The organism is Williamsia sp. z34, assembly GCF_059553395.1.
Window position 1 is genome coordinate 267,576 of sequence record NZ_JCANWW010000002.1, and the last position, 21,494, is coordinate 289,069.

General features: G+C 65.0%; 19 protein-coding genes. 9 read left to right on the forward strand and 10 right to left on the reverse strand.

From position 1 onward, the window contains the following. Positions 1 to 30 precede the first annotated feature (30 nt). Positions 31 to 1,587: a GTPase HflX gene (gene hflX, locus AC51GT_RS05580; protein WP_496328145.1), complete on the forward strand. Its 1,557-nt coding sequence runs from the start codon at positions 31 to 33 to the stop codon at positions 1,585 to 1,587. A 108-nt stretch (positions 1,588 to 1,695) separates the two neighbouring features. Continuing rightward, on the forward strand, positions 1,696 to 2,838 hold the full coding sequence (locus AC51GT_RS05585) for an acyl-CoA dehydrogenase family protein (protein ID WP_496328146.1): 1,143 nt from the start codon (positions 1,696 to 1,698) through the stop codon (positions 2,836 to 2,838). 113 nt (positions 2,839 to 2,951) lie between these two features. Here AC51GT_RS05585 and lexA read toward each other — a convergent pair whose 3' ends face one another. Further along, positions 2,952 to 3,671: a transcriptional repressor LexA gene (gene lexA, locus AC51GT_RS05590; protein WP_496325231.1), complete on the reverse strand. Its 720-nt coding sequence runs from the start codon at positions 3,669 to 3,671 to the stop codon at positions 2,952 to 2,954. Between the two features lie 188 nt (positions 3,672 to 3,859). Here lexA and AC51GT_RS05595 point away from each other — a divergent pair, with 188 nt between their 5' ends. Beyond that, a complete protein-coding gene (locus tag AC51GT_RS05595) occupies positions 3,860 to 4,366 on the forward strand; it encodes a LysM peptidoglycan-binding domain-containing protein (RefSeq protein ID WP_496325230.1) in 507 nt (168 codons plus the stop codon). Positions 4,367 to 4,456: 90 nt separating this feature from the next. After that, positions 4,457 to 4,906: a transcriptional regulator NrdR gene (nrdR, locus tag AC51GT_RS05600; protein ID WP_496325229.1), complete on the forward strand. Its 450-nt coding sequence runs from the start codon at positions 4,457 to 4,459 to the stop codon at positions 4,904 to 4,906. A gap of 14 nt (positions 4,907 to 4,920) precedes the next feature. Here nrdR and hrpA read toward each other — a convergent pair whose 3' ends face one another. Next, positions 4,921 to 8,805, reverse strand: a complete 3,885-nt coding sequence (gene hrpA / locus AC51GT_RS05605) for an ATP-dependent RNA helicase HrpA (protein WP_496328147.1) — start codon at positions 8,803 to 8,805, stop codon at positions 4,921 to 4,923. Between the two features lie 68 nt (positions 8,806 to 8,873). Here hrpA and AC51GT_RS05610 point away from each other — a divergent pair, with 68 nt between their 5' ends. Then, a complete protein-coding gene (locus AC51GT_RS05610; protein ID WP_496328148.1) occupies positions 8,874 to 10,112 on the forward strand; it encodes an aminotransferase family protein in 1,239 nt (412 codons plus the stop codon). 87 nt (positions 10,113 to 10,199) lie between these two features. Here the strand turns inward: AC51GT_RS05610 and AC51GT_RS05615 are convergent, their stop codons facing one another. After that, complete coding sequence (locus AC51GT_RS05615; protein WP_496325226.1) at positions 10,200 to 10,730, reverse strand: alkyl hydroperoxide reductase; 531 nt, start codon at positions 10,728 to 10,730, stop codon at positions 10,200 to 10,202. 57 nt (positions 10,731 to 10,787) lie between these two features. Continuing rightward, positions 10,788 to 11,375, reverse strand: coding sequence for a peroxiredoxin (locus tag AC51GT_RS05620; RefSeq protein ID WP_496325225.1), 588 nt, complete (start codon positions 11,373 to 11,375; stop codon positions 10,788 to 10,790). 96 nt (positions 11,376 to 11,471) lie between these two features. Here AC51GT_RS05620 and AC51GT_RS05625 point away from each other — a divergent pair, with 96 nt between their 5' ends. Then, on the forward strand, positions 11,472 to 12,410 hold the full coding sequence (locus AC51GT_RS05625; protein WP_496325224.1) for a hydrogen peroxide-inducible genes activator: 939 nt from the start codon (positions 11,472 to 11,474) through the stop codon (positions 12,408 to 12,410). A gap of 7 nt (positions 12,411 to 12,417) precedes the next feature. Here AC51GT_RS05625 and AC51GT_RS05630 read toward each other — a convergent pair whose 3' ends face one another. Continuing rightward, entirely contained in the window at positions 12,418 to 12,867 is a 450-nt protein-coding gene (locus AC51GT_RS05630; protein WP_496328149.1) for a MarR family winged helix-turn-helix transcriptional regulator, read from the reverse strand. Beyond that, positions 12,864 to 13,508, reverse strand: coding sequence for a DJ-1/PfpI family protein (locus tag AC51GT_RS05635; RefSeq protein WP_496328150.1), 645 nt, complete (start codon positions 13,506 to 13,508; stop codon positions 12,864 to 12,866). Before AC51GT_RS05635 ends, AC51GT_RS05630 begins: the two co-directional genes overlap by 4 nt. 232 nt (positions 13,509 to 13,740) lie before the next feature. Between AC51GT_RS05635 and AC51GT_RS05640 the strand changes: the two genes are divergently transcribed. Then, on the forward strand, positions 13,741 to 14,109 hold the full coding sequence (locus tag AC51GT_RS05640) for a DUF2510 domain-containing protein (RefSeq protein ID WP_496328475.1): 369 nt from the start codon (positions 13,741 to 13,743) through the stop codon (positions 14,107 to 14,109). Positions 14,110 to 14,242: 133 nt separating this feature from the next. On the opposite strand, the gene AC51GT_RS05645 is transcribed toward AC51GT_RS05640, so the two are convergent. Together AC51GT_RS05645 and AC51GT_RS05650 are read right to left on the reverse strand one after the other, a co-directional pair. Further along, the gene (locus AC51GT_RS05645) at positions 14,243 to 16,735 is read right to left on the reverse strand and encodes a DEAD/DEAH box helicase (RefSeq protein WP_496328151.1); all 2,493 of its coding nucleotides are present in this window, start codon (positions 16,733 to 16,735) and stop codon (positions 14,243 to 14,245) included. After that, a complete protein-coding gene (locus AC51GT_RS05650) occupies positions 16,732 to 17,712 on the reverse strand; it encodes a proteasome assembly chaperone family protein (protein WP_496325221.1) in 981 nt (326 codons plus the stop codon). Before AC51GT_RS05650 ends, AC51GT_RS05645 begins: the two co-directional genes overlap by 4 nt. A 358-nt stretch (positions 17,713 to 18,070) precedes the next feature. Here AC51GT_RS05650 and AC51GT_RS05655 point away from each other — a divergent pair, with 358 nt between their 5' ends. Both AC51GT_RS05655 and AC51GT_RS05660 read left to right on the forward strand, forming a co-directional pair. After that, the gene (locus tag AC51GT_RS05655; RefSeq protein WP_496325220.1) at positions 18,071 to 19,159 is read left to right on the forward strand and encodes an S-(hydroxymethyl)mycothiol dehydrogenase; all 1,089 of its coding nucleotides are present in this window, start codon (positions 18,071 to 18,073) and stop codon (positions 19,157 to 19,159) included. After that, positions 19,156 to 19,785: an MBL fold metallo-hydrolase gene (locus AC51GT_RS05660; protein ID WP_496328152.1), complete on the forward strand. Its 630-nt coding sequence runs from the start codon at positions 19,156 to 19,158 to the stop codon at positions 19,783 to 19,785. The genes AC51GT_RS05655 and AC51GT_RS05660 overlap by 4 nt, the downstream gene beginning before the upstream one ends. Before the next feature lie 8 nt (positions 19,786 to 19,793). Here AC51GT_RS05660 and AC51GT_RS05665 read toward each other — a convergent pair whose 3' ends face one another. Further along, complete coding sequence (locus AC51GT_RS05665; protein ID WP_496328153.1) at positions 19,794 to 20,270, reverse strand: hypothetical protein; 477 nt, start codon at positions 20,268 to 20,270, stop codon at positions 19,794 to 19,796. Further along, entirely contained in the window at positions 20,267 to 21,493 is a 1,227-nt protein-coding gene (locus AC51GT_RS05670; protein WP_496328154.1) for a TFIIB-type zinc ribbon-containing protein, read from the reverse strand. Before AC51GT_RS05670 ends, AC51GT_RS05665 begins: the two co-directional genes overlap by 4 nt. Between the last annotated feature and the right edge of the window lies 1 nt (position 21,494).

Sequence of the window (21,494 nt, forward strand, 5' to 3'; positions counted from 1 at the left end):
CGCCTGTCCGAATGTAACCATGGTGACCTCATGACTGAACACGAATCCAGCTCGAACGACGACGACTTCAACGAAGACCTGAACCCGGCGGAGCCGGATACCGACGATTCGGCTGACACCGACTCAGCGGGTCCGGACTCGAATGCGCGAGGGCCTCGCGCCCCGGAGGTCCGGCTACCGAACTTCCACAAAGGACCCACGCTCGGCGACCTGCAACTCGACGATCGCGCGTCGCTGCGGCGGGTGGCGGGTCTGTCCACCGAACTCACCGACGTCACCGAGGTCGAGTACCGGCAACTGCGCCTCGAACGCGTTGTTCTGGTGGGTGTGTGGCTGCAGGGAAGCACCACCACGCAGGCGGAGGCGAGTCTGGCCGAACTCAAGGCACTGGCCGAGACCGCCGGCTCCGAGGTGCTCGAAGGCCTCATCCAGCGCCGGGACAAGCCGGATCCGGCGACCTACATCGGGTCGGGCAAGGCACATGAACTGCGGGACGTCGTCCTGGCCACCGGCGCCGACACCGTCATCTGCGACGGTGAACTGACGCCCGCCCAGCTCACCGCGCTGGAGAAGGTGGTCAAGGTCAAGGTCATCGACCGCACCGCCCTGATCCTCGACATCTTCGCCCAGCACGCCACGTCGCGGGAGGGCAAGGCCCAGGTCGCGCTGGCCCAGATGGAGTACATGCTCCCGCGTCTGCGTGGCTGGGGTGAATCGATGTCCCGCCAGGCCGGTGGTCGTGCGGGCAGCAACGGCGGCGTGGGTCTTCGTGGACCCGGTGAGACGAAGATCGAGACCGATCGCCGGCGTATCCGCGAGCGGATGGCGAAGTTGCGCCGCGAGATCCGCGAGATGAAGACATCGCGAAACACCAAGCGCACCAAGCGGAAAGAGTCAGCTGTCGCATCGGTGACGATCGTCGGCTACACAAACGCGGGCAAGTCCAGTCTGATCAACGCGATGACCGGGTCAGGTGTGCTGGTGCAGAACGCCCTGTTCGCCACCCTCGACCCGACAACCCGGCGGATGTCCCTCGACGACGGACGCGAGATCGTGGTGACCGACACCGTCGGCTTCGTCCGACACCTGCCCACCCAGCTCGTCGAGGCGTTTCGCTCGACGCTGGAGGAGGTCACGGACGCAGATCTGCTGCTGCACATCGTCGATGGTTCGGACCCGATACCCACCGACCAGATCAGTGCGGTGCGCAAGGTCATCGATCAGGTGATCCAGGACGAGAAGGCGACCGCACCGCCGGAGCTTCTCGTGGTGAACAAGATCGACGTGGCCGACCCGACGGTCCTGACTCAGCTGCGGGGTCTGTTCCCTGATGCGGTCTTCATCTCGGCGGCCACCGGAGAAGGCATCCCGGAGCTCCTCGAGCGAGTGCGCGAGCTGGTGTCGCGGCACGACGTCCATGTCACCGTCCGCGTGCCCTATTCCCGGGGTGACCTGGTCTCGCGGATCCACGCCGAAGGCGATGTCTCAAGGGAAGAACACGGGCCCGATGGCACCGAGATCGTCGCGAGTGTTCCCTCGGCGCTGGCCAGTGCGCTGACCGAGTTCGCGGCCTCCGATCTGTTCTGAATCAGGCTGTTCCTGAAATCGGGACCGTCGAGCCTCTTGGGGTAAATGTAGAATCCAGTTACAGTTGTTGGAACCTGCACGTTTTGACACCTCGTTATGGAGACCTTGATGGAACGTACGCTTTTCGAGCCTGAACACCTCCTCTACCGCGATTCGTACCGCAGCTTCCTCGAGCAGCACGTGGCGCCGCACCACGCGCGGTGGGAAGAGCAGAACATCGTCGATCGCGATGTGTGGATCGAAGCAGGTAAGAACGGCTTCCTCGCCGTGGATGCACCCGAGGAGTTCGGCGGCGGCGGAGTCGACGACTTCCGCTATCAGGCCATCGTCTCCGAGGAATCCGCCCGCGGTGGATACAGCGGTCTGGGATTCACCCTGCACAACGACGTCATCGCGCCGTACCTGCTGGAGCTGACGACCGACGAGCAGAAGGCGCGCTGGCTTCCCGGGTTCACCTCCGGTGAACTCATCACCGCCATCGCGATGACCGAGCCCGGAACCGGTTCAGACCTGCAGGGCATCAAGACCACCGCCAAGAAAGACGGCGACCACTGGGTGCTCAACGGATCGAAGACCTTCATCACCAACGGCATAAACGCCGACCTGGTGATCGTGGTCGCACGTACCGACCCGGAGGCCGGCGCGAAAGGCTTCAGCCTGCTGGTCGTCGAACGCGGTATGGAAGGCTTCGAACGCGGCCGCAACCTCGACAAGGTCGGCATGAAGGCACAGGACACCGCCGAGCTGAGCTTCGACAACGTCCGCGTGCCCGCCGAGAACCTGCTCGGTGAAGAGGGTCTCGGCTTCATCTACCTCATGCAGAACCTGCCACGCGAACGGCTGTCGATTGCGGTGGTCGCTGCTGCCGCGATGGAGCAGGTGCTGGAGACCACCGTCCAGTACGCCAAGGACCGCAAGGCTTTCGGTCGTTCGATCGGCACCTTCCAGAACACCCGGTTCCTGCTGGCCGAGCTGTCCACCTCGACCACGACGACCCGCGTCTTCGTCGATCACTGCATCGGTCTGCTCAACGAGAAGAAACTGACCGTCCCCGACGCCGCGATGGCCAAGTACTACGCGACCGAGAACCAGGTGCACCTGGTCGACCGGTGCCTGCAGCTGCACGGTGGGTACGGCTACATGCGTGAATACTCGGTCGCCAAGGCGTTCCTCGATTCTCGCGTGCAGACCATCTACGGCGGAACGACCGAGATCATGAAGGAAGTGATCGGCCGCAGCCTCGGGGTCTGACCCCAGGATCTGATCGCTCACCGCCTCGAACGCGAAAGGCGGGGTGTACCGGAAAGTTCCGGTACACCCCGCCTTTCGCACTGTCTGGGGATGATCTGCCTACGACCGGCAGGTCAGAGTCGGCGCATCACGGTGACGACCTTGCCCAGGATGACGGCGTCGTTGCCCGGGATCGGATCGAACACCGGGTTGTGGGGCATCAGCCACACCGCGTCCTTGGTCCGTTTGAACGTCTTGATCGTGGCGTCACCGTCGATCATCGCGGCGACGATGTCGCCGTTGTCGGCCACATTCTGCTGGCGTACGACCACCCAGTCGCCGTCGCAGATGGCGGCGTCGATCATCGATTCGCCGACGACCTTGAGCAGGAACAGCGAACCCTCGCCGACCAGCTCCTTGGGGAGAGGGAAGACGTCTTCGACGGCTTCTTCGGCCAGGATCGGCCCGCCGGCGGCGATCCGGCCGAGCACCGGGACGAACGTCGGCGTGGGCATGGATTCGTCCGGTGTCTGGACCTGACCGGCCGCGGTGGCCGGGTTGAGGTCGGTGTCCTGGATGTTCACCGCGCGGGGCCGGTTGTTCTCGCGCTGCAGGAAACCCTTGCGTTCGAGGGTGCGGAGCTGGTGGGCGACCGAAGACGTCGAGGTCAGGCCCACCGCGTCGCCGATCTCCCGGATGCTCGGCGGGTAGCCGCGTTGGCGGACCGAGGTACGGATGACCTCGAGAACTGCTTTCTGGCGAGGGGTCAGTGAGCCCTCGGCGAGTGGTTCGGTGGCGACCACAGTGGTCGCGGCCCCGTCCGCCGGTGTCGGGGGCTGGGTTGTATCGGCCATCAGGTCCTCCAGTTCATGCGGTGTCGGGCGGGGTCCATGGGACAAAGATAGTGCAAATGGTCACAAGTCTCAAACATTTGTTCGAGAAGGCGTGGCGCTTTGTCGGAGGCCCGTGATACAAATCGAACACTCTTTCAATCGAACGAGTGATCGAATAGGGATTGAACCGATGACCGAGGACTGAACCCATGACTGCAGCCACCACCATCACCCGGCCGGCCACAGCTCGGCCTGTTCACCACCCCGAGAGCGATACCGCCACGCGCACCACGCGCCCGGTACGGCCCTCGGACACGACCCGCCCCGCCGGTCGCCGACTGTCCGCGCAGCGCCGCGTGGCCGTCTCCTGTGCCGCATCGCGTAACTCCGAGCAGCGGATACCGACCGAACGTGAGATGGTTTTCGTCCGTAGGCGCGCCTGGGCGGGCGCGGCGGTCACCGGCGTGGGGCTGATGCTGGTGGTCGCCTTCATGACGTTCTTCGGCGGAGTCATACAGCAGTCGAGCGATCCGGCCCGGCTGGGCACCGAGGTCGTCCGCGTCCAGTCGGGGGAGTCGTTGGGCGCCATCGCATCACGTATCGCCCCCGAGATGCCGACCGAGACCGTGGTCGCAAAGATCATGGAGCTCAATGCAATGAACAACTCGGCACTGTCGGTGGGTCAGGCATTGGTCACCCCGGTCTACGCGAGGTAGACGGTGGAGGGGCCGCGATCACGGACGGTATCCTCGAAGGCAGAGTGTCTGGTCAATCCGCCCAGGCCGTCGACTGTCGAGGGATCGTGCATGCATTGCCCGTTTTGCAAGAACGAGGACACCCGCGTAGTCGATTCGCGAGTGGCGGACGAGGGGCAGGCCATCCGTCGTCGCCGTGCCTGTTCGCAGTGTGCACGCCGCTTCACCACGGTGGAGACCGCGGTGCTGTCGGTGGTCAAGCGCACCGGCGTCACCGAACCCTTCAGCCGCGAGAAGGTCATGCGCGGCGTCCGCCGCGCCTGCCAGGGCCGTTCGGTGGACGACGACAAGTTGCAGCATCTCGCGCAGCAGGTGGAAGAAGCCGTGCGGGCATCGGGTTCGGCGGAAGTCCCCGCCAACGAGGTGGGTCTGGCCATCCTCGGCCCGCTCCGGGAACTCGACGAGGTCGCCTACCTTCGATTCGCCTCGGTCTACCGGTCATTCGACTCGGTGGACGATTTCCAGAAAGAAATCGACGACCTCAGGTCGAGCAAGTCCTGACGACACCCCGCGGCCTAACGCAGGTCGCGGATCGCCTTGATGGCACGCTTTTCTGAAATCGGGTATGCGGTTCGGAGCTGTTGAGCGAACAGTCCGACTCGTAATTCCTCCACTATCCAGCCCGCCGCCTCGCTGACCGCATCGCGACGTTCCGGTGGAATCGTCCGCAGGTGGTCGGTCCACGCGGCCACCACGCGGTCGATGGCTGCCATCGACGCGGAATCCCGTGCAGCCGAGGCGGGTAGCTGTTCCAGCCGGGCCAGCGCAGCATCGAGGTAGCGCGGGATCTCGGCGAGATGTTCGGCACCGGTGGCCGAGATGAACCCATCGAAAACAAGCTCCGCGAGTTGATCCCGCACGTCGTCGGCTGCGTCGGAGACCGTTGTGGCCGCGATGGCGGTGCGCAACGGGGCCACCCGGCTCAGGATAGCCGCGGCCTGACGCAGTTTGGTCGTGGCGCGGCTCGTGACCTGCCCCGTGACATGGCTTTTCAGTGCGGCGTAGTCGGCAGCGTTCCAGACCTGCGGCTGCGGGGGGACCAGGTCGATCACCGCAGCGCGCACGCAGTCGGCGAGCAGCGCCTCCCCGGTCGGGTACGGGCTCTGGCTCAGCGCCAACCGCTGCGCGGTGCCGAGCGCCGACGTCGCATTCGGGCGCAGGCCGGGCACATCATTGATCAGTAGCCCGATCAGGGCGTTGTACATCGCGCTGCGCTGCTCGGACTCGGTCGACATGGGTGCGACGGTGAAACCGCCTTTCCGTGGCACCAGTGCCGGATAACTCGTGATCTCCTGTCCGGCAACGATATTGCGCACCGAACGAGGGATGGTCCCGAACGTCTTGTCGGTCCAGGTCGTTGCCACCGGCGCCGGCGCTGTCGCGGCCTCTTTCTCGAGTGCCGCGCGGGCCTTGCCGCCGAGGCGCTCCTGCAGTTCCGCCAGTGACTTGGAATGGCCGAGCTCCTGACCGTCGGGGCCGAGAGCCACGAAGGTCATCCGCAGGTGGTCGGGGAGTGCGGTCGGCCGCAGGTCGGCGGCTGCGATCTTCACCCCGGTGATCCGGGTGAGTTCGGCGGCGACACTGGAGGTCAGCGGTTTCGCACGTGGTGTCACCGCGTCGAGGATCTGCGAGGCCAGGTCCGGAGCCGGACCGATCTGACGCCGAAGGGTTTTCGGGAGCGTGCGGATCAGTTCGGTGACGAGTTCGGTGCGCATGCCGGGGACCAGCCAGTCGAAACCGGAAGGCCGGGCCCGCATCAGCAGGGGCAGCGGGATCAACACGCTGACGCCGTCGTCCGCGGTGCCGGGCTCGAAGCGATACCGGAGATCGTAGGTGGCATCGGCCTGCCGCCAGACGTCCGGGAAACCGGCCGGATCGCCGGCAACGACGTCGGCCGGATCGAGATCGAGGAGATTCGGGTTCTTCTTGCGCGCGGTCTTCCACCACGTGTCGAAGTGCCTGCCCGAGACCACCTCGTCGCCCACATGGCGGTCATAGTGGGCGAACAGCGTGTCGTCGTCGACCACCAGATCGGTGCGCCGGACCCGGTGCACCGACTCTTCGGCATCGTCGAGTAGCGCCCGGTTGCGGTGGAAGAACGGATGCTGTGTGCGCCAGTCACCTTCGACGAGGGCACTGCGGATGAACAACTCGCGGGCGGCCTCGGGATCGATGGATCCGAAGTTCACCCGGCGCCTGGTGACCAGGGGTACACCGTAGAGCGTGACCCTTTCATAGGCCATCGCCGCAGAGTGTTTACTCGACCAATGTGGTTCGCTGTACTGGCGTTTCACCAGATCCCCGGCCAGACGCTCCGCCCATTCGGGTTCGATGCGGGCGACGGTCCGGGCCCACAGTCGAGAGGTCTCCACGATTTCGGCTGCCATCACGAACCGGGGTGGCTTGTTCGACAGGTGTGAGCCGGGGAAGATCATGAACTTGGTGCCGCGCGCGCCGAGGAACTCCTTGGATTCGCCCTCACGGACACCGATCTGACTGAGCAGCCCGGACAAGACCGACTGATGGACGGCCACTGCCGTGGCCGAATCGGGTTCGGGCGTCTCGAAGTCGCCGGGGACGGTCCAGCCCAGGTCGCGGGCGATCCGGACGAGCTGTGAATGCAGATCGCGCCACTCGCGGATGCGCAGTGCGTGGAGGTATTCACGGCGCATACGTTTGCGGAACTGGCTCGATGACAGTTCTTTTCGGGTGTCCTCGAGATAGGTCCACAGGTTGAGCAGTGTGAGGAACTCGGATCCGTCAGCGGCGAATCTGTGGTGTGACTCGTCTGCGGCCTGCCGGTGTTCGGCGGGCCGTTCCCGGACATCGGGCAACGACAGCGCTGCGGTCAGCACCAGCATCGGTCCGAGAACACCCTGTTTGTCGGCCTCGACCAGCATGCGGGCCAACCGTGGGTCCACCGGGATCCGCGCCAGTGACCGACCGATCGGGGTCAGTCGCCGTACCGGGTTGTCAGGTGTCGCCGGGAGGAGTGCACCGAGTTCGTCGAGGAGCTGTTGACCGTCGCGGATCGCCTTGGGGTCGGGCGGCTGGACAAACGGGAACTTGCCCACGTCGCCGAGACCGAGCGAGGTCATGTTCAGGATCACCGCGGCCAGGTTGGTGCGCAAGATCTCGGGCTCGGTGTATTCGGGTCTGCTGAGAAAGTCGTCTTCGCTGTACAGGCGAATGCAGACGCCCGCGGCCACACGGCCACAACGTCCGGCGCGCTGGCGGGCACTGGCCTGAGAGATCGGCTCGATGGGCAGTCGCTGAACCTTGGTGCGGGTCGAATAGCGCGATATGCGAGCGGTCCCCGCATCGATCACATAGTGGATACCCGGCACGGTCAGCGATGTCTCGGCGACGTTGGTGGACAGCACGATTCGCCTGCCCTTGTGGGAGGCGAACACGCGGTGCTGATCGGCGGCGGACAGCCGCGCGAACAGCGGGATCACCTCGACGCCCCGCGCCTCGAGATGCTTGAGGGAGGCGGCGGTATCGGTGATCTCGCGTTCGGTCGGCAAGAACACGAGGATGTCGCCGGTGCCCTCGGCGAACAGTTCGTTCACCGCCGCGCCTATCGCCTGTAACTGGTCGAGGTCGGCCTCGTCCTCGTCCTCGACCACAAGTGGCCGGTACCGGATCTCCACGGGATAGGTGCGCCCGGAGACCTCGATGACCGGGACCGGGTGGTCCTCGGTGGCAAAGTGATCGGCGAAGCGACCGGGCTCGATGGTGGCCGAGGTGATGATCACCTTGAGGTCGGGCCGCCGGGGGAGCAGTTGCTTGAGGTATCCCAGGATGAAGTCGATGTTGAGGCTGCGTTCGTGGGCCTCGTCGATGATCAGTGTGTCGTAGTCGCGCAGCAGGCGATCCTGGGAGAGTTCCCGCAACAGGATGCCGTCGGTCATCACCTTCACCAGGGTGTCGCGGGACGCCTTGTCGGTGAAACGGACCGAGTAGCCGATCACTCCGCCGAGTTCGGTGCCGGTTTCCTCGGCGATACGTTCGGCGACCGAACGGGCCGCGAGCCGTCGTGGCTGGGTATGGCCGATCTTCCCGGCGATTCCGCGGCCGAGTTCCAGGCAGATCTTCGGCAGCTGGGTGGTCTTGCCCGAACCGGTCTCGCCGGCCACGACAACAACCTGATGTGCTTCGATCGCGGCGGCGATGTCCGCCCGGGCGGCCGACACGGGCAACTCCGGGGGGTAGTTCAGCTTGGGCACCAGCGCGCGACGGCGCTCCAGCTCTTCCGGACCGGGTCCGGCAGACGCGCGGGATCCGCTTCTGGCGGCAGATGTGCCCGACGATGGGCGTCTGCGGCGTCGGCGCTGCCCGGGGTTGGTGGGCTGCCCGGACGCGGCGGGACTGCTGGGCTGTTCGGGCGCGGTCGACATATCGCCTCAATGGTAGTCGCCGGAGTCGCCTGCATCCTCTCGCCACCTGGGCAGGCATGATGTAGGCCATGACTGCTTCTACTTCTGCCGGTCTCTGGCACGGATTCGCCGACATGGGCGCGGTGAGCGCCTCGGGACCGTTTGTTGTTGCCAAGGGCGAGGGCGCCTACATCTGGGACGCCGCCGGAAACAAGTACATCGATTCCACGGCCGGCCTGTGGTTCACCAATGTCGGGCACGGGCGGACCGCGATCGCGGACGCCGTTGCCCGTCAGCTCAGTACGTTGGCCCACTACTCCGGCTTCGGCGACATCACCTCCGATGTGACCGCGGCACTGGCCGATCGTCTTTCGGCGCTCGCCCCGATCCCGGGCAGCAAGGTGTTCTTCACCTCGGGCGGTAGCGACTCAGTCGATTCGGCGGTCAAACTCGCGCGACGGTACTGGCACGAGATGGGTCGGCCGGAGAAGAAGATCGTCGTCGGCCGGACGAAGGCCTATCACGGCATGCACGTCGCAGGCACCGCGCTGTCGGGTCTGCCGCTCAACCGCGAGAACTACGGCGAGCTCATGCCCGACGCGGCAACCGTCGAATGGGACGATGCCAAGAGCCTGCTCGGCCTGATCGAGCGGATCGGCGCCGACAACATCGCCGCCTTTTTCGTCGAGCCGATCATCGGTGCCGGTGGCATCTATCTGCCGCCCGACGGCTACCTGGCAGAGGTTCGGCAGATCTGCCGCGACCACGACGTCCTGTTCGTCGTGGATGAGGTCGTCACCGGGTTCGGCCGGATCGGCGGATCGTGGTTCGCCTCGAGCCGGTTCGGTCTCGAGCCCGACATGATCACCACCGCAAAGGGTTTGACGTCGGGTTATGTTCCGATGGGGGCGTTGTTCGTCGCCCCGAAGATCGCTGAGCCGTTCTATTCCGGTGGTGTGTGGTGGCGCCACGGATACACCTACGGTGGGCACGCGGGCGCCGCGGCGGCAGCGATGGCCAACCTCGACATCATCGAATCCGAGGGACTGATCGAAGAGGCTGCACGGCTCGAATCAGACCTTGACGTCCTGCTGGCACCGTTGGCGGATCTGCCCGCGGTCAGCGAGGTCCGCAGTGGACTCGGCGCGGTTGCCGCTGTGCAACTGGCCGATCCGTCGACCGCCCCGGCGGTCATCGGCGCGCTGCGCGGGCACGGCGTGAGCGGACGGGCGGCCGGGCAAGGCGCCCTGCAGATCTCGCCGGCGTTTGTGATGACCAGTGCCCAGGTCGGTGAGATGGCGCAGCGGATCGCCGACGCGCTGAGGTGATTCCATAGAACAAAAAGGAGCAGGGACCCGGTCGCCGGGTCCCTGCTCCTTTTTTGTACTCCAGTGCCTGCGGCAGCGAGGTTTTCGCTATCCGACAAGTACCTCGGCAGTACTGAGTGCTGCAGCAACGCCTGCGATGATCGACGCGACCTTCAGCGATTCGAGAATCGCCTCCCGCTCGATGCCGTCTTCGCGCAAGGTGTTCTCGTGGGCGGCGACGCAGTGGCCGCAACCGTTCATCGACGAGACGGCAAACGACCACAACTCGAAGTTGGCCTTCTCGACCCCGGGATTGCCGATGATGTTCATCCGCAGTCCGGGACGTAGGTCGTCGTACTTGCCGTCCAGGAATCCGCGGCCACGGTAGAACACATTGTTCATGCCCATGATCGATGCGGCACCGAGGGCAGCGTTGTACGCCTCTGCCGACAGGTTGTCGGCAGCTTCGTCAGCGATCTCCTTGAGGACGGTCGCGTTCTTGCTCGCTGCCGCGGTGGACAGCAAAGTGCCCCACAGCTGCTCGTCCTTGAGGACGGTGGTGCGTGCGATGGAACCCAGGTTGAGCTTGAGGTCCTTCGCGTACTCCGGCAGTGATTCTTTGAGATTGTCGATGCTCATCTGTCTATTTCCTTCTACGAGCAGGCGATCGGTTCGATTACTTCGTCGCGCAAGCGATCAGACGCTGGCGGTCAGCAGTTCGCCGGCGTCGATGGTGGGATCGCCCTTCTTCCAGTTGCATGCGCACAGCTCGTCGGACTGCAGTGCGTCCAGCACGCGCAGGACCTCGTCGACATTGCGGCCGACCGAACCCGCGGTGACCGAGACGAACTGGATCTCGTTGTTCGGGTCGATGATGAACGTTGCGCGGTCGGCAACACCATCGGCGTTGAGAACGCCGGTGGCCTGGGCGAGTTCACGCTTGAGGTCCGAAAGCATCGGGAACGGAAGGGTCTTGAGGTCTTCGTGCTGTGCGCGCCACTGGAAGTGCACGAACTCGTTGTCGACGGAGGCACCCAGAACCTGGGCGTCGCGGTCAGCGAACTCGTCGTTCAGCTTGCCGAAGGCGGCAATCTCGGTGGGGCACACGAACGTGAAGTCCTTGGGCCAGAAGAAGACAATCCGCCACTTGCCTGCGTAGTCGTCGCTGGTGACGGTGGTGAAGTAGTCGTCGGGCTGCTTGGCGTCGACCTTCGAGAGGTCACCGCCGATGACGGCCGTCAGGTTGTAAGCGGGGAATTGATCACCAATTGTCAGCAATGGCATGAATGCTCTCCTTAGGGGTCTGTTAAAGCAGCGTGACTAATACTGCCCTGAATCCACTGAGAATGATACGTGATGAGTAGCACTATAGTGATAGGCATGACCGATCAAACTTATCAGCCGACGATCGCCGGACTGAAGGCCTTTGCAGCCATCGCTGATAAACGTCACTTTGGTTCTGCCGCAGAGAGTTTAGGAGTGAGTCAACCTTCACTCTCGCAGGCCCTGGCGGCACTGGAATCGGGCTTGGGATTGAGGTTGGTCGAACGCTCTACCCGGCGTGTCTTCTTGACTAGTGAAGGCGACGCATTACTGGCCCGGGCCGCGGCCGCAATCGAAGCGGTGGATATGTTCACCGCCGCCGCCGGGGGTGTCGCACGACCGTTGTCAGGTACGTTGCGGCTCGGCCTGATTCCGACGGTGGCACCGTATGTGTTGCCGGGCATCCTGCGCAATCTGGCCAGTGAGCTCCCGGAACTGGCTTTGCGGGTGGTTGAGGATCAGACGAGCCGGCTTCTGGATGCTTTGCGCCGCAATTCGATCGACGCCGCGATCCTGGCGCTGCCCGCCGACGCCGGTGGCATGATCGAGGTACCGATGTACGACGAGGACTTCGTTCTGGCGCTGCCTCCCGGTCATCCGCTGGCCGGACGCAGTCGGGTGGATCCGGCCGCCCTGGCCGACCTGCCGTTGCTATTGCTCGACGAAGGTCACTGTTTGCGCGATCAGGCGTTGGAAGTGTGCCGGCTCGCGGGTGTCCGTCCCGACGTCGGACCCACGCGCGCGGCGTCTTTGGCCACCGCGGTGCAATGCGTCGAGGGCGGTCTGGGCGTGACACTCATCCCGCAGACCGCGGTTCAGACCGAAACTGCGCGTGGGGCTCTGGCCATCGCCAGCTTCACCCGGCCGCGACCCGGGCGGCGGATAGGTCTGGTCATGCGGGCCACCAGTGGACGTGAGGTCGAGTATCGCCAACTGGCGCAAGTCATCACAGCTGCCATCGTCGGATCGGGCACAGGCGCCGCTCGGCCGGTCTGAGTCCTCGTCAATCCAGCTGCGTATCCAGGGATTCGAGGGCGGCCGACAATTCGTGGAGTCCGGCCACGATCTCGGTCCAGCGCGTGGTGCCCAGGATTTCTGTGAGACGCCCGGCCAATTCGGCGTGCTGCGGGTCGATACCGCGCACGGCCTCGCGGCCTTCCGGCGTCACCTCGACGAGCTTGGCTCTGCGGTGTGCCGGATTGTTGCGATAGGCCACCAGGCCGGCCTCGGCGAGTAGATCGGCGGTCCGCTGGACGCTTTGCCGGGTGATGCCCATGACGCGGGCGATGTCGGAGACCGACAGCGGTTCGGGGAGAACGGCTCCCAGCACCTGCCATCGGGTGGCCGTGAGTCCGACCGGCGCGGCGAGGGCTTCGGCAACCGCCAGGAACTGACCGTTGAGCCGGAATGCGGTGAGGGCGGAGTCGCTGAGCAGTGACTGCGGGTCGCTCACGCGGTTGCGGCCATCAGGTCGTGGTAGCCGGCCGGGTCGCCGCTGAACAACTTGACCCACGCCGCAAGGGTCTGGGGGGTGTAGAGGTCGAGTTCGGCGAAGATCTCCCGGGCGAAGGGCACCGGATGCATTGCGGCAGCGGTGATCAGATGTCCGGGGCCACTGCGGTCGGTCACCGCCGGTGCGTCGACGTAATGATCGGCGCCGGCATATCCGGTGGGGGCCAGTGCTTCGGCGGCGTTGCTGGTGTGTTGCCGGTCGTCGAGAAGGCCGGCCTGTGCCATTGCCACCGTCGCTCCGCAGATGCCGGCGACGGGCACGCCCGCGTCGAGGAATCGTCGGGCGGTCTCGATGAACTCGGTCAATCCGCCGTCGAGGTACGCCGAGGCGCCGGGCAGGATCAGCATCGCACTGTCGGCCGGGTCGAGATCGGCGAGCGAGAGGTCGGGGACGATACGTATTCCGCCGGCGGTCAGGACCGGCTCGGTGCTCGCGCCCACGGTGCGGACCTGGTACGCGCCGGGGCGGATCTGGTACTCGGGGTTGTTGATATGTGCCACCGCATGACCGGTCTCCCAGTCGGCGAGGGTGTCGTAGACAGCGAGGTGGACGGTGCGAGGGGTGACTGATGATGCGGACATGACAAAATGCTGTCACGACGACAGGGTGCTGTCAATGGGTGGTCGAGGGGAGGGTTTCCGATCAGCCGGGGATGATCTCCATGTCCAGGAGTTCGGGTTCGTCCTCGGAGTGGATAGCGCATGACCTTGATTCGTACGATCGATCCCGTTCCAGTTCACCTGAATTCCCTTAGCATCAGATCCACTGCAGTCGGGGAACGCTTCCCTGATCGCCAGGGAGAAAGATGTGGATATGGGACTCATCCGCAAAACGATGAGCATGGGCACACTCGGCGCGGTTGACTTCCGCTCGGATAAGGAGCGGACCGCGGCGTACACGAAGGGCGTGCGCAAAGAGGCACGGAAGCAAACCAAAATCATGGAGAACCACACGCAGCAGAGTGCGGGTGGTGGGGGGCAGTCGAATCCGCTGGCGGGCTGGTCGCCGCCCGCCGCTGCGATGACACCTGCCGTGACTGCTGTTCCTCCGGCTCCTGCGCCGAGTCAGACCTCGCCACCTCCACCTGCGCCGCCTGCCGCCTGGTACCCGGATACGAGCCGCCCCGGGATCCAGCGCTATTGGGATGGGACGGCGTGGACGGAACACACTGCGCCACTGTGACCAACCTGCCGCGGAACATCCCGCCGCCCCCACCACACACGCAGTCCGGCGCCGGCGTGGCTACTGCCGCCGTCGAGGGCACTGCGGGATTGGTGGAAACACACCCTGTGCGATTGCCGCGTCGGTCCTGTTGTCAGCCGGGGATGATCTCCATGTCCAGGAGTTCGGGTTCGTCCTCTGCGGTGTCGGGCATCGAGAACCGGGCCAGCAGTGACCAGCCGTGGTCGCCATCCGGGTCGTCGAGGACCTGTCGGGCGAGCCACTCGCCGTTGTCCTCGGTCAGGCTGAACAGAGCCGGTCCGCGGGCTTCCGGCCCGGCCTGCACCGGTCCGTATTCGTCGACGAAGTCGGCCATCTCATCGGCCCAGTCGAGATCGGGGTAACTCGTCTGCAGCCCCGACCAGTCGCGGCGTGACAACAGATTCACAAAGCGGAACATGGTGTTGCGCAGATGCACCCGGGTGGCACGAAGGTTGACCGGCCGGCCGGCCGACGGTGGTGCCAGATCGGCGGGTCCGGTGCTGTCGGCGTCGGGATGCGTGAGCTGTTCCCACTCGTCGAGCAGGCTCGAGTCGACTCGGCGGACCAAGTCGCCGATCCACTCGACCACGTCGTCGATCTCGTCGGTGCGCGCGGCGTTCGGAATGCTCTGCCGCAGTGTCCGATAGCAGTCGGTGAGATACCGCAGGACCACACCTTCGCTGCGGGCCAGTGAGTACCGGGAGATCAGATCACCCCAGTCCATGCCCTCTTCGATCATCTGGCGCAGTACCGATTTGGGGCGTGGCGGTGTGTCGATGACCCAGGGGTGCCCGCGACGGTACATGTCGAAGGCCTCGAAGATGAACTCGCGCATCGGACGTGGCCAGGTCACCTCGGAGAGCAACTCCATGCGCTCCTCGTACTCGATGCCATCTGCCTTCATCTGTGCGATGGCCGTGTCGCGGGCGGCCTTCTGCTGGCCCATGAGCACCGGGCGCGGATCGTCGAGGGTCGATTCGACGATCGAGATCAGGTCCAGCGCGTAGGTCGGCGAATCGGGATCGAGCAATTCGAAGGCGGCAAGGGCAAAGGGGGACAGCGGGTTGTTGAGCGCGAAGTTGTTCGGCAGGTCGACGGCCAGAACCGCCATGCGGCCGTACGCGTCGGGCTCTTCGAGTCGCTGCACCACACCGCTGTTGACCAGCGACCGGTAGAGCTTGAGCGCGCGCAGGATGTGGCCGCGCTGCCGGGCCCTGGTCTCATGGTTGTCCTCGAGGAGGTGGCGCATCGAGGTGAAGCAATTACCCGGCCGGGCAATGACTTCCAGCAGCATCGACGTGGTGACATGGAACCGTGACCGCAACGGCTCCGGCGGCGCGACGATCAGCTTCTCGAAAGTCGCCTCACCCCATGAGACAAAGCCTTCCGGGGCCTTCTTGCGCTGGATCTTCTTGAGCTTCTTCGGATCGTCACCGGCCTTGGCCACCAACCGGGCGTTCTCGACGTCGTGGTCCGGCGCCTGCGCCACCACGAATCCGCGGGTGTCGAAGCCGGCCCGACCGGCGCGGCCGGCGATCTGATGGAACTCGCGGGCCCGCAGGTGTCGTTGCCGGATGCCGTCGAACTTGGTCAGGCCGGTGAACAGGACCGTCCTGATGGGGACGTTGATCCCGACCCCGAGGGTGTCGGTTCCACACACGACGCGCAACAGTCCCTGTTGTGCAAGACGTTCGACGAGACGTCGGTAGCGCGGCAACATACCGGCGTGGTGGATCCCGATGCCGGCCCGAACGGTCTTCGACAATGTCTTACCGAAGCCGGTGCTGAACCGGAAATCACCGATCTCCTCGGCAATCGCGTCACGTTCGGCGCGGCTGCAGATGTTGGCACTGAGCAATGCCTGGGCGCGTTCCATCGCCGAGAGCTGGGTGAAGTGGACGACGTACACCGGCGCCCGGTCCTTGGCGATCAGATGCTCGATCGTCTCGTGTACCGGTCGCGTCGAATACGAGTACTCCAGGGGGACCGGGCGAGTGGTGCCCGTGATCGCGGCGGTCTCCCGGCCGGTACGACGGGTCAGGTCGTCGACGAAAAAGCTGACGTCGCCCAGGGTGGCCGACATCAGCACGAACTGACTGCCGGTCAACTCGATCAGCGGTACCTGCCAGGCCCATCCGCGATCGGGCTCTGCGTAGTAATGGAACTCGTCCATGACCACGACGCCGATCGGGGAGTCCGGACCTTCACGCAGCGCGATGTTCGCGACCACTTCGGCGGTGGCACAGATGATCGGCGCGGTCGGGTTGACCGAGGCATCCCCGGTGAGCATGCCGACGTTCTCGGCGCCGAACTGGGCACACAGGTCGAAGAACTTCTCGCTGACCAAGGCCTTGATCGGGGCGGTGTAGAAGGCCCGTTTGCCCTGCGCGGCAGCAAAGTACAACGCGCCACTGGCGACGAGGGACTTGCCGGAGCCGGTGGGCGTCGACAGGATGACGTTCGACCCACCGGCGAGTTCGATCAGTGCTTCGTCTTGGTGGGGGTACAGCTCGATGCCCCGCGCGGACCACCACGCGGTGAAGTCGGCATACAGCTCGTCGAGGTCGGGTTCTTTGTGGTCCGGAAAGGCAAGTGGGGTGGTCACTGACCGGCGTCGTCCCCGGGCTTATCGCCATCGGTCTCGGCGCCGGCATCGGTCCCGTTGCCGCCGCTGAGGTGATCGGCCAGGAAGCGTTCGAGTTCGGCACCGAGTTCGTCACCGGTGGGCAGATCGCCTTCGGCCGCGAGCAGTGAGGCCTTCTCCTGCTGGGCCTGGGTGAAGGTGTCGTACTGGGTTTCCAGTGCCGTCACCACCGACTCGACCTCGTGGTTGCCCGAGATCTCCTTGTCGACCTGCCGGCGGACCTTGTCTGCGGCGTTGGCCAGGGCCGCCATCGGCAGATCGAGTCCGGTGACCTCACCGAGGCTTTCGATCAGCTTGTGTGAGGCGGCCGGGTATTCGGCCTGTGCCAGGTAGTGCGGCACGTGGACCGACAATCCGGCGGTCGACAATCCGTGCTCACCGAGCCGGAGTTCGAGCAGCATCGATGCACTGGCCGGGATCTTGAGCTCCGAACCCCACTGGGGCAGCGAGTCGATCAGATCCTTGTTGTTGCCGTGCGCGGTGATCGTCGACGGGCGGGTGTGCGGGATGCCCATCGGGATCGCGTTGAGCCCGATCACCGTCGACACACCGAACTGATCGGCCAAACCGGTCACCGCCGCGACAAAACGCTCCCAGCGCATGTCGGGTTCGGAGCCGGCCAGCAGCAGGAACGGCTTGCCCCCGTTGTCGCGGATGGCATGCAGGGTCAGCTCATGCATCGCCACGGACGTGAACTGCTCACCGGAGAACGTCATCATCGGACGCCGCGAGCGGTAGTCGATCAGCTCGTCGGTCGAAAACGTGGCCACCAGTTCTGAATCGAGACTCTGGCGCAGGTGATCGGCGGCCAATTTGATGGCGTGACCGGCGTCGGCGAAGCCTTCGAGTGCGTGGATCAGTACCGGACCCTCGCCCTCGTCACCAGCCAGCTGTGGTGCCGGGAACTCGAGTTCATAGAGCGTGGACTTGTCGTCCATGGCGAACCTCCTTGCTGCCTGGTCGTGCTGTTGTATTCAACTATTGTCCCTCATCTTTACCTTTGGTCCCAATCCCTGTGCCGGGCAGGCCGTCGGTTCGCGCTGTGTAGACAGTTCAATTGGGACAACAGAACCACGCGTGTCGCGATTCCCGGCAACCGTTCACCGTCGGCGAACGGTTGCGACTGATGCATACATGTCGATCTGGGCATCGAATAAGGTGATAACCGATCGGGACCGGAGAAACGGTGCGGGCACAGACTCGAGACGCACGACAGGCGAGGGACCGTGGTCCCAAACCGAAAGTGACGTGGGGACAAACCCGGACCGACAAATACAAGCGCGGCGAAAGGTTGTCATGGCAGAGCAGGTACGCGGTGTGGTGTCGGCGGGCAAGGGCGCCCCGACCACGATCGAGACCATCACCATCCCCGATCCGGGGCCACGAGATGTGGTGGTGCGGATTCTGGCGTGCGGTGTGTGCCATACCGATTTGGCGTACCGCGAGGGTGGGATCAACGACGAGTACCCCTTCCTGCTCGGCCACGAGGCCTCCGGCATCGTCGAGACCGCCGGTGATGAGGTCACCCTGGTGGCGCCCGGCGATTTTGTGGTCCTGAACTGGCGTGCGGTCTGCGGCGAATGCCGGGCCTGCAAGCGTGGCCGACCGCAGTACTGCTTCAACACGCACAACGCGAGCAAGCCGATGACGCTGGCCGACGGCACCGCACTGACCCCGGCGCTGGGTATCGGCGCGTTCGCCGACAAGACGCTGGTTCACGAGGGCCAGTGCACCAAGGTTTCGGCCGATGCGGACCCCGCTGTCGTCGGACTGCTCGGCTGCGGAGTGATGGCCGGTATCGGCGCGGCCATCAACACCGGCAATGTCGGACGCGGTGACAGCGTCGCGGTCATCGGCTGCGGTGGTGTCGGTGACGCCGCGATCGCCGGTTCCCGTCTGGCCGGGGCGACCAAGATCATCGCGGTCGATCGTGATGCCCGAAAACTGGAATGGGCCAAGGATCTCGGTGCCACCCACACGATCGACGGTTCGCAGGTCGAGGACGTGGTCGCGGCGATCCAGGAGTTGACCGACGGCAATGGCGCCGATGTGGTGATCGACGCCGTCGGTCGTCCGGAGACGTACAAGACCGCGTTCTATGCCCGCGATCTGGCCGGTGTGGTGGTCCTGGTCGGTGTGCCGACGCCGGAGATGACCCTGGAACTCCCACTGGTCGACTTCTTCTCCCGTGGTGGCGCGTTGAAGTCGTCCTGGTACGGCGATTGCCTGCCCGAACGTGACTTCCCGATGCTGGTGGATCTGTACCAGCAGGGTCGGTTGCCGTTGGAGAAGTTCGTGTCCGAGCGGATCGGCCTCACGGACATCGAATCGGCCTTCCACAAGATGGAGGCCGGCGAGGTGCTGCGTTCGGTGGTGGTCCTGTGAGCATCGATGTCGAGCACGTCGTCACCTCGGGGCAGTTCAGCCTCGACGGCGGAACCTGGGATGTCGACAACAACATCTGGATCATCGGCGACGAGTCCGAGGTGGTGATCATCGATGCCGCGCACACCGCGGCACCGATCATCGACGCGGTCGGCGGCCGGAAGGTCAAGGCGATCGTGCTGACCCACGGCCACAACGACCACATCACCGCCGCGCCGGAATTGTCCAAGGCCACCGACGCGCCGATGCTGCTGCACCCCGGCGACACCATGCTCTGGGATCAGACATACCCCGACGTCAGGCCCGATGGTGATCTGTCCGACGGGCAGAAGATCAGCGTGGCCGGAACCGATCTGGTGGTCCTCAACACCCCCGGCCATTCGCCGGGCTCGTGTGCGGTCTATGTGCCCGAACTCGATGTCCTGTTCTCCGGGGACACCCTGTTCTCGGGTGGGCCCGGCGCGACCGGTCGTTCGTTCTCGGACTTCGGCACAATCATCGAATCCATCAGGACGAAGATCCTCACACTGCCCGCGCAGACCAAAGTCCATACCGGACACGGTGATTCCACCGCGGTCGGGGAAGAGGCCCCACACCTGGAGGAATGGATCAAGCGCGGCAGCTAGTCCCGCCGCTAGCTCTCGATCGCCGGCGGCGAGCTCATCCGGGTCACCAGGGTCTGCACCTGTTCGAGGTTGATCTCGCCGCCGGCAGACAGTGCCGCCGCCACGTTCTCCAGTTCGGTCACGGCTGAATCCGATTGCGCGACGATCGATTCGCGAATCCTGCTCGGCGACGCGGCGGCGGCGATCAGGCGATTGTCGAGTTCCGTTGCGGCGAGCTCGATTCGGACCCGGGCGTCGATTCGGGCGCCGTCGTACTCCAGTTTCGGATCGGACCGCAACAGCGCCAGCGCATCTCGGATCCGTCGGTGCAGCCGAGCCTCGGGATCATGTGAACCCGCCCAGGACGACGGGGCATTGGTCGGCTGTCCGGGAATGATCTCGTTGGCCGCCAGGGCGCCGGCCCGGATCCGTCGGGTCATCACGAAGACCCCGGCCGCCGCGGCCACGCAGGCGGCCAGGACCACGAGCACGATCACCGTGGTCATTTGAGCGCCTGCCAGGCCACGACGACGCCGACGACGAGGATGAGCGCCGCCAGTACGGCGAAGGCGATCTTGACCGTGCTCCACGGTCGCTGACCCTGGACCTCACCGGTGACACCGTTGATGAAAACCTGAAAAGGGTCGCCGGCATAGACAACCGTGAGCAGCCAGATCGGCAGCAGCACATGCTTGAACGTCAGGGCGTTGTACCTGGTGTCCTTGTTGTTGATGCGCTGATGGTCGCCGCCGATGTCGCGCCGGATCGCGGCGTCGATACCGGCGTTGATCCGTGACTGTGCGACCGGGAAACACTGGTCGGCATCGAGGTCGTAGGTACGGCAGAGATGTCCGGCAACGAACTCCGGACTGTACGGGGTGGCCTGTCCGGTCGGCCAGGGCTCGAGTTCGTGAACCCGGTCGGTGTCGAAACCGGTGTTCGCCAGCACCGCGATGTCATCGAAGTTGTTGCGCAGCACACCCGATCGGTGGCTCCATCGCGTCCTGGTCTCGGTGCGCCGGTTCTCGCCGCTGCCGGTGGTGACGGTGTAGGTGTCACCGCGCATGCCGGTATAGGACGTGGTCGTATCGGCGTCATAGGTGAAATATGCGGCGTAGATGCTGGTGAACGAACCGACTTCCCGGTACTTCTTGAACTCCGACGGCGCGAACCAACGACTGTTGATCCACTTCTCGATGACCTCACGGCCCTGTTTGTCGTCGACCTGGAACGGCAGGATCCCGTCGACCGGTAACCGGAGTGGGGCGTCGTGGATGTCGTCGCGCTGGATCGGGGTGGCGCAGTACGGGCAGCGCGTGGCGGTGAGGGTACCGCTGAATGTGGTTCTGCCGCCGCAGCTCTGGCAGATGATCTCCCGTTCGCTCACCGCCGCCGATGACGCCGGCTGCTCGGCAACCAGGCTGCGCAACGCGGTCATCGTGGACTGCAGATCGTGTTCGACGACACGGCGCCGGGGGTCGAGCACAATCGCATGCGAGCGACTGCAACTGCGGCACAGCAGGGCGCCGGTGGCCGGATCGAAAACCAGTGCCGCACCGCAACTGTCGCAGGGATACGTGCGGGTCTGTTCGGTGACCTGGAATATCGCGCGCTGCGGATCGGACGGCCCCGACTCGGGCGGCGGCGGCATCGGGGGCAACGGCGGGGGCGCCGTATCCGCGCCGTAGTTGTTGTCGGGCAGGGGTGGTGGGAGATGTGGGTCGGCCATG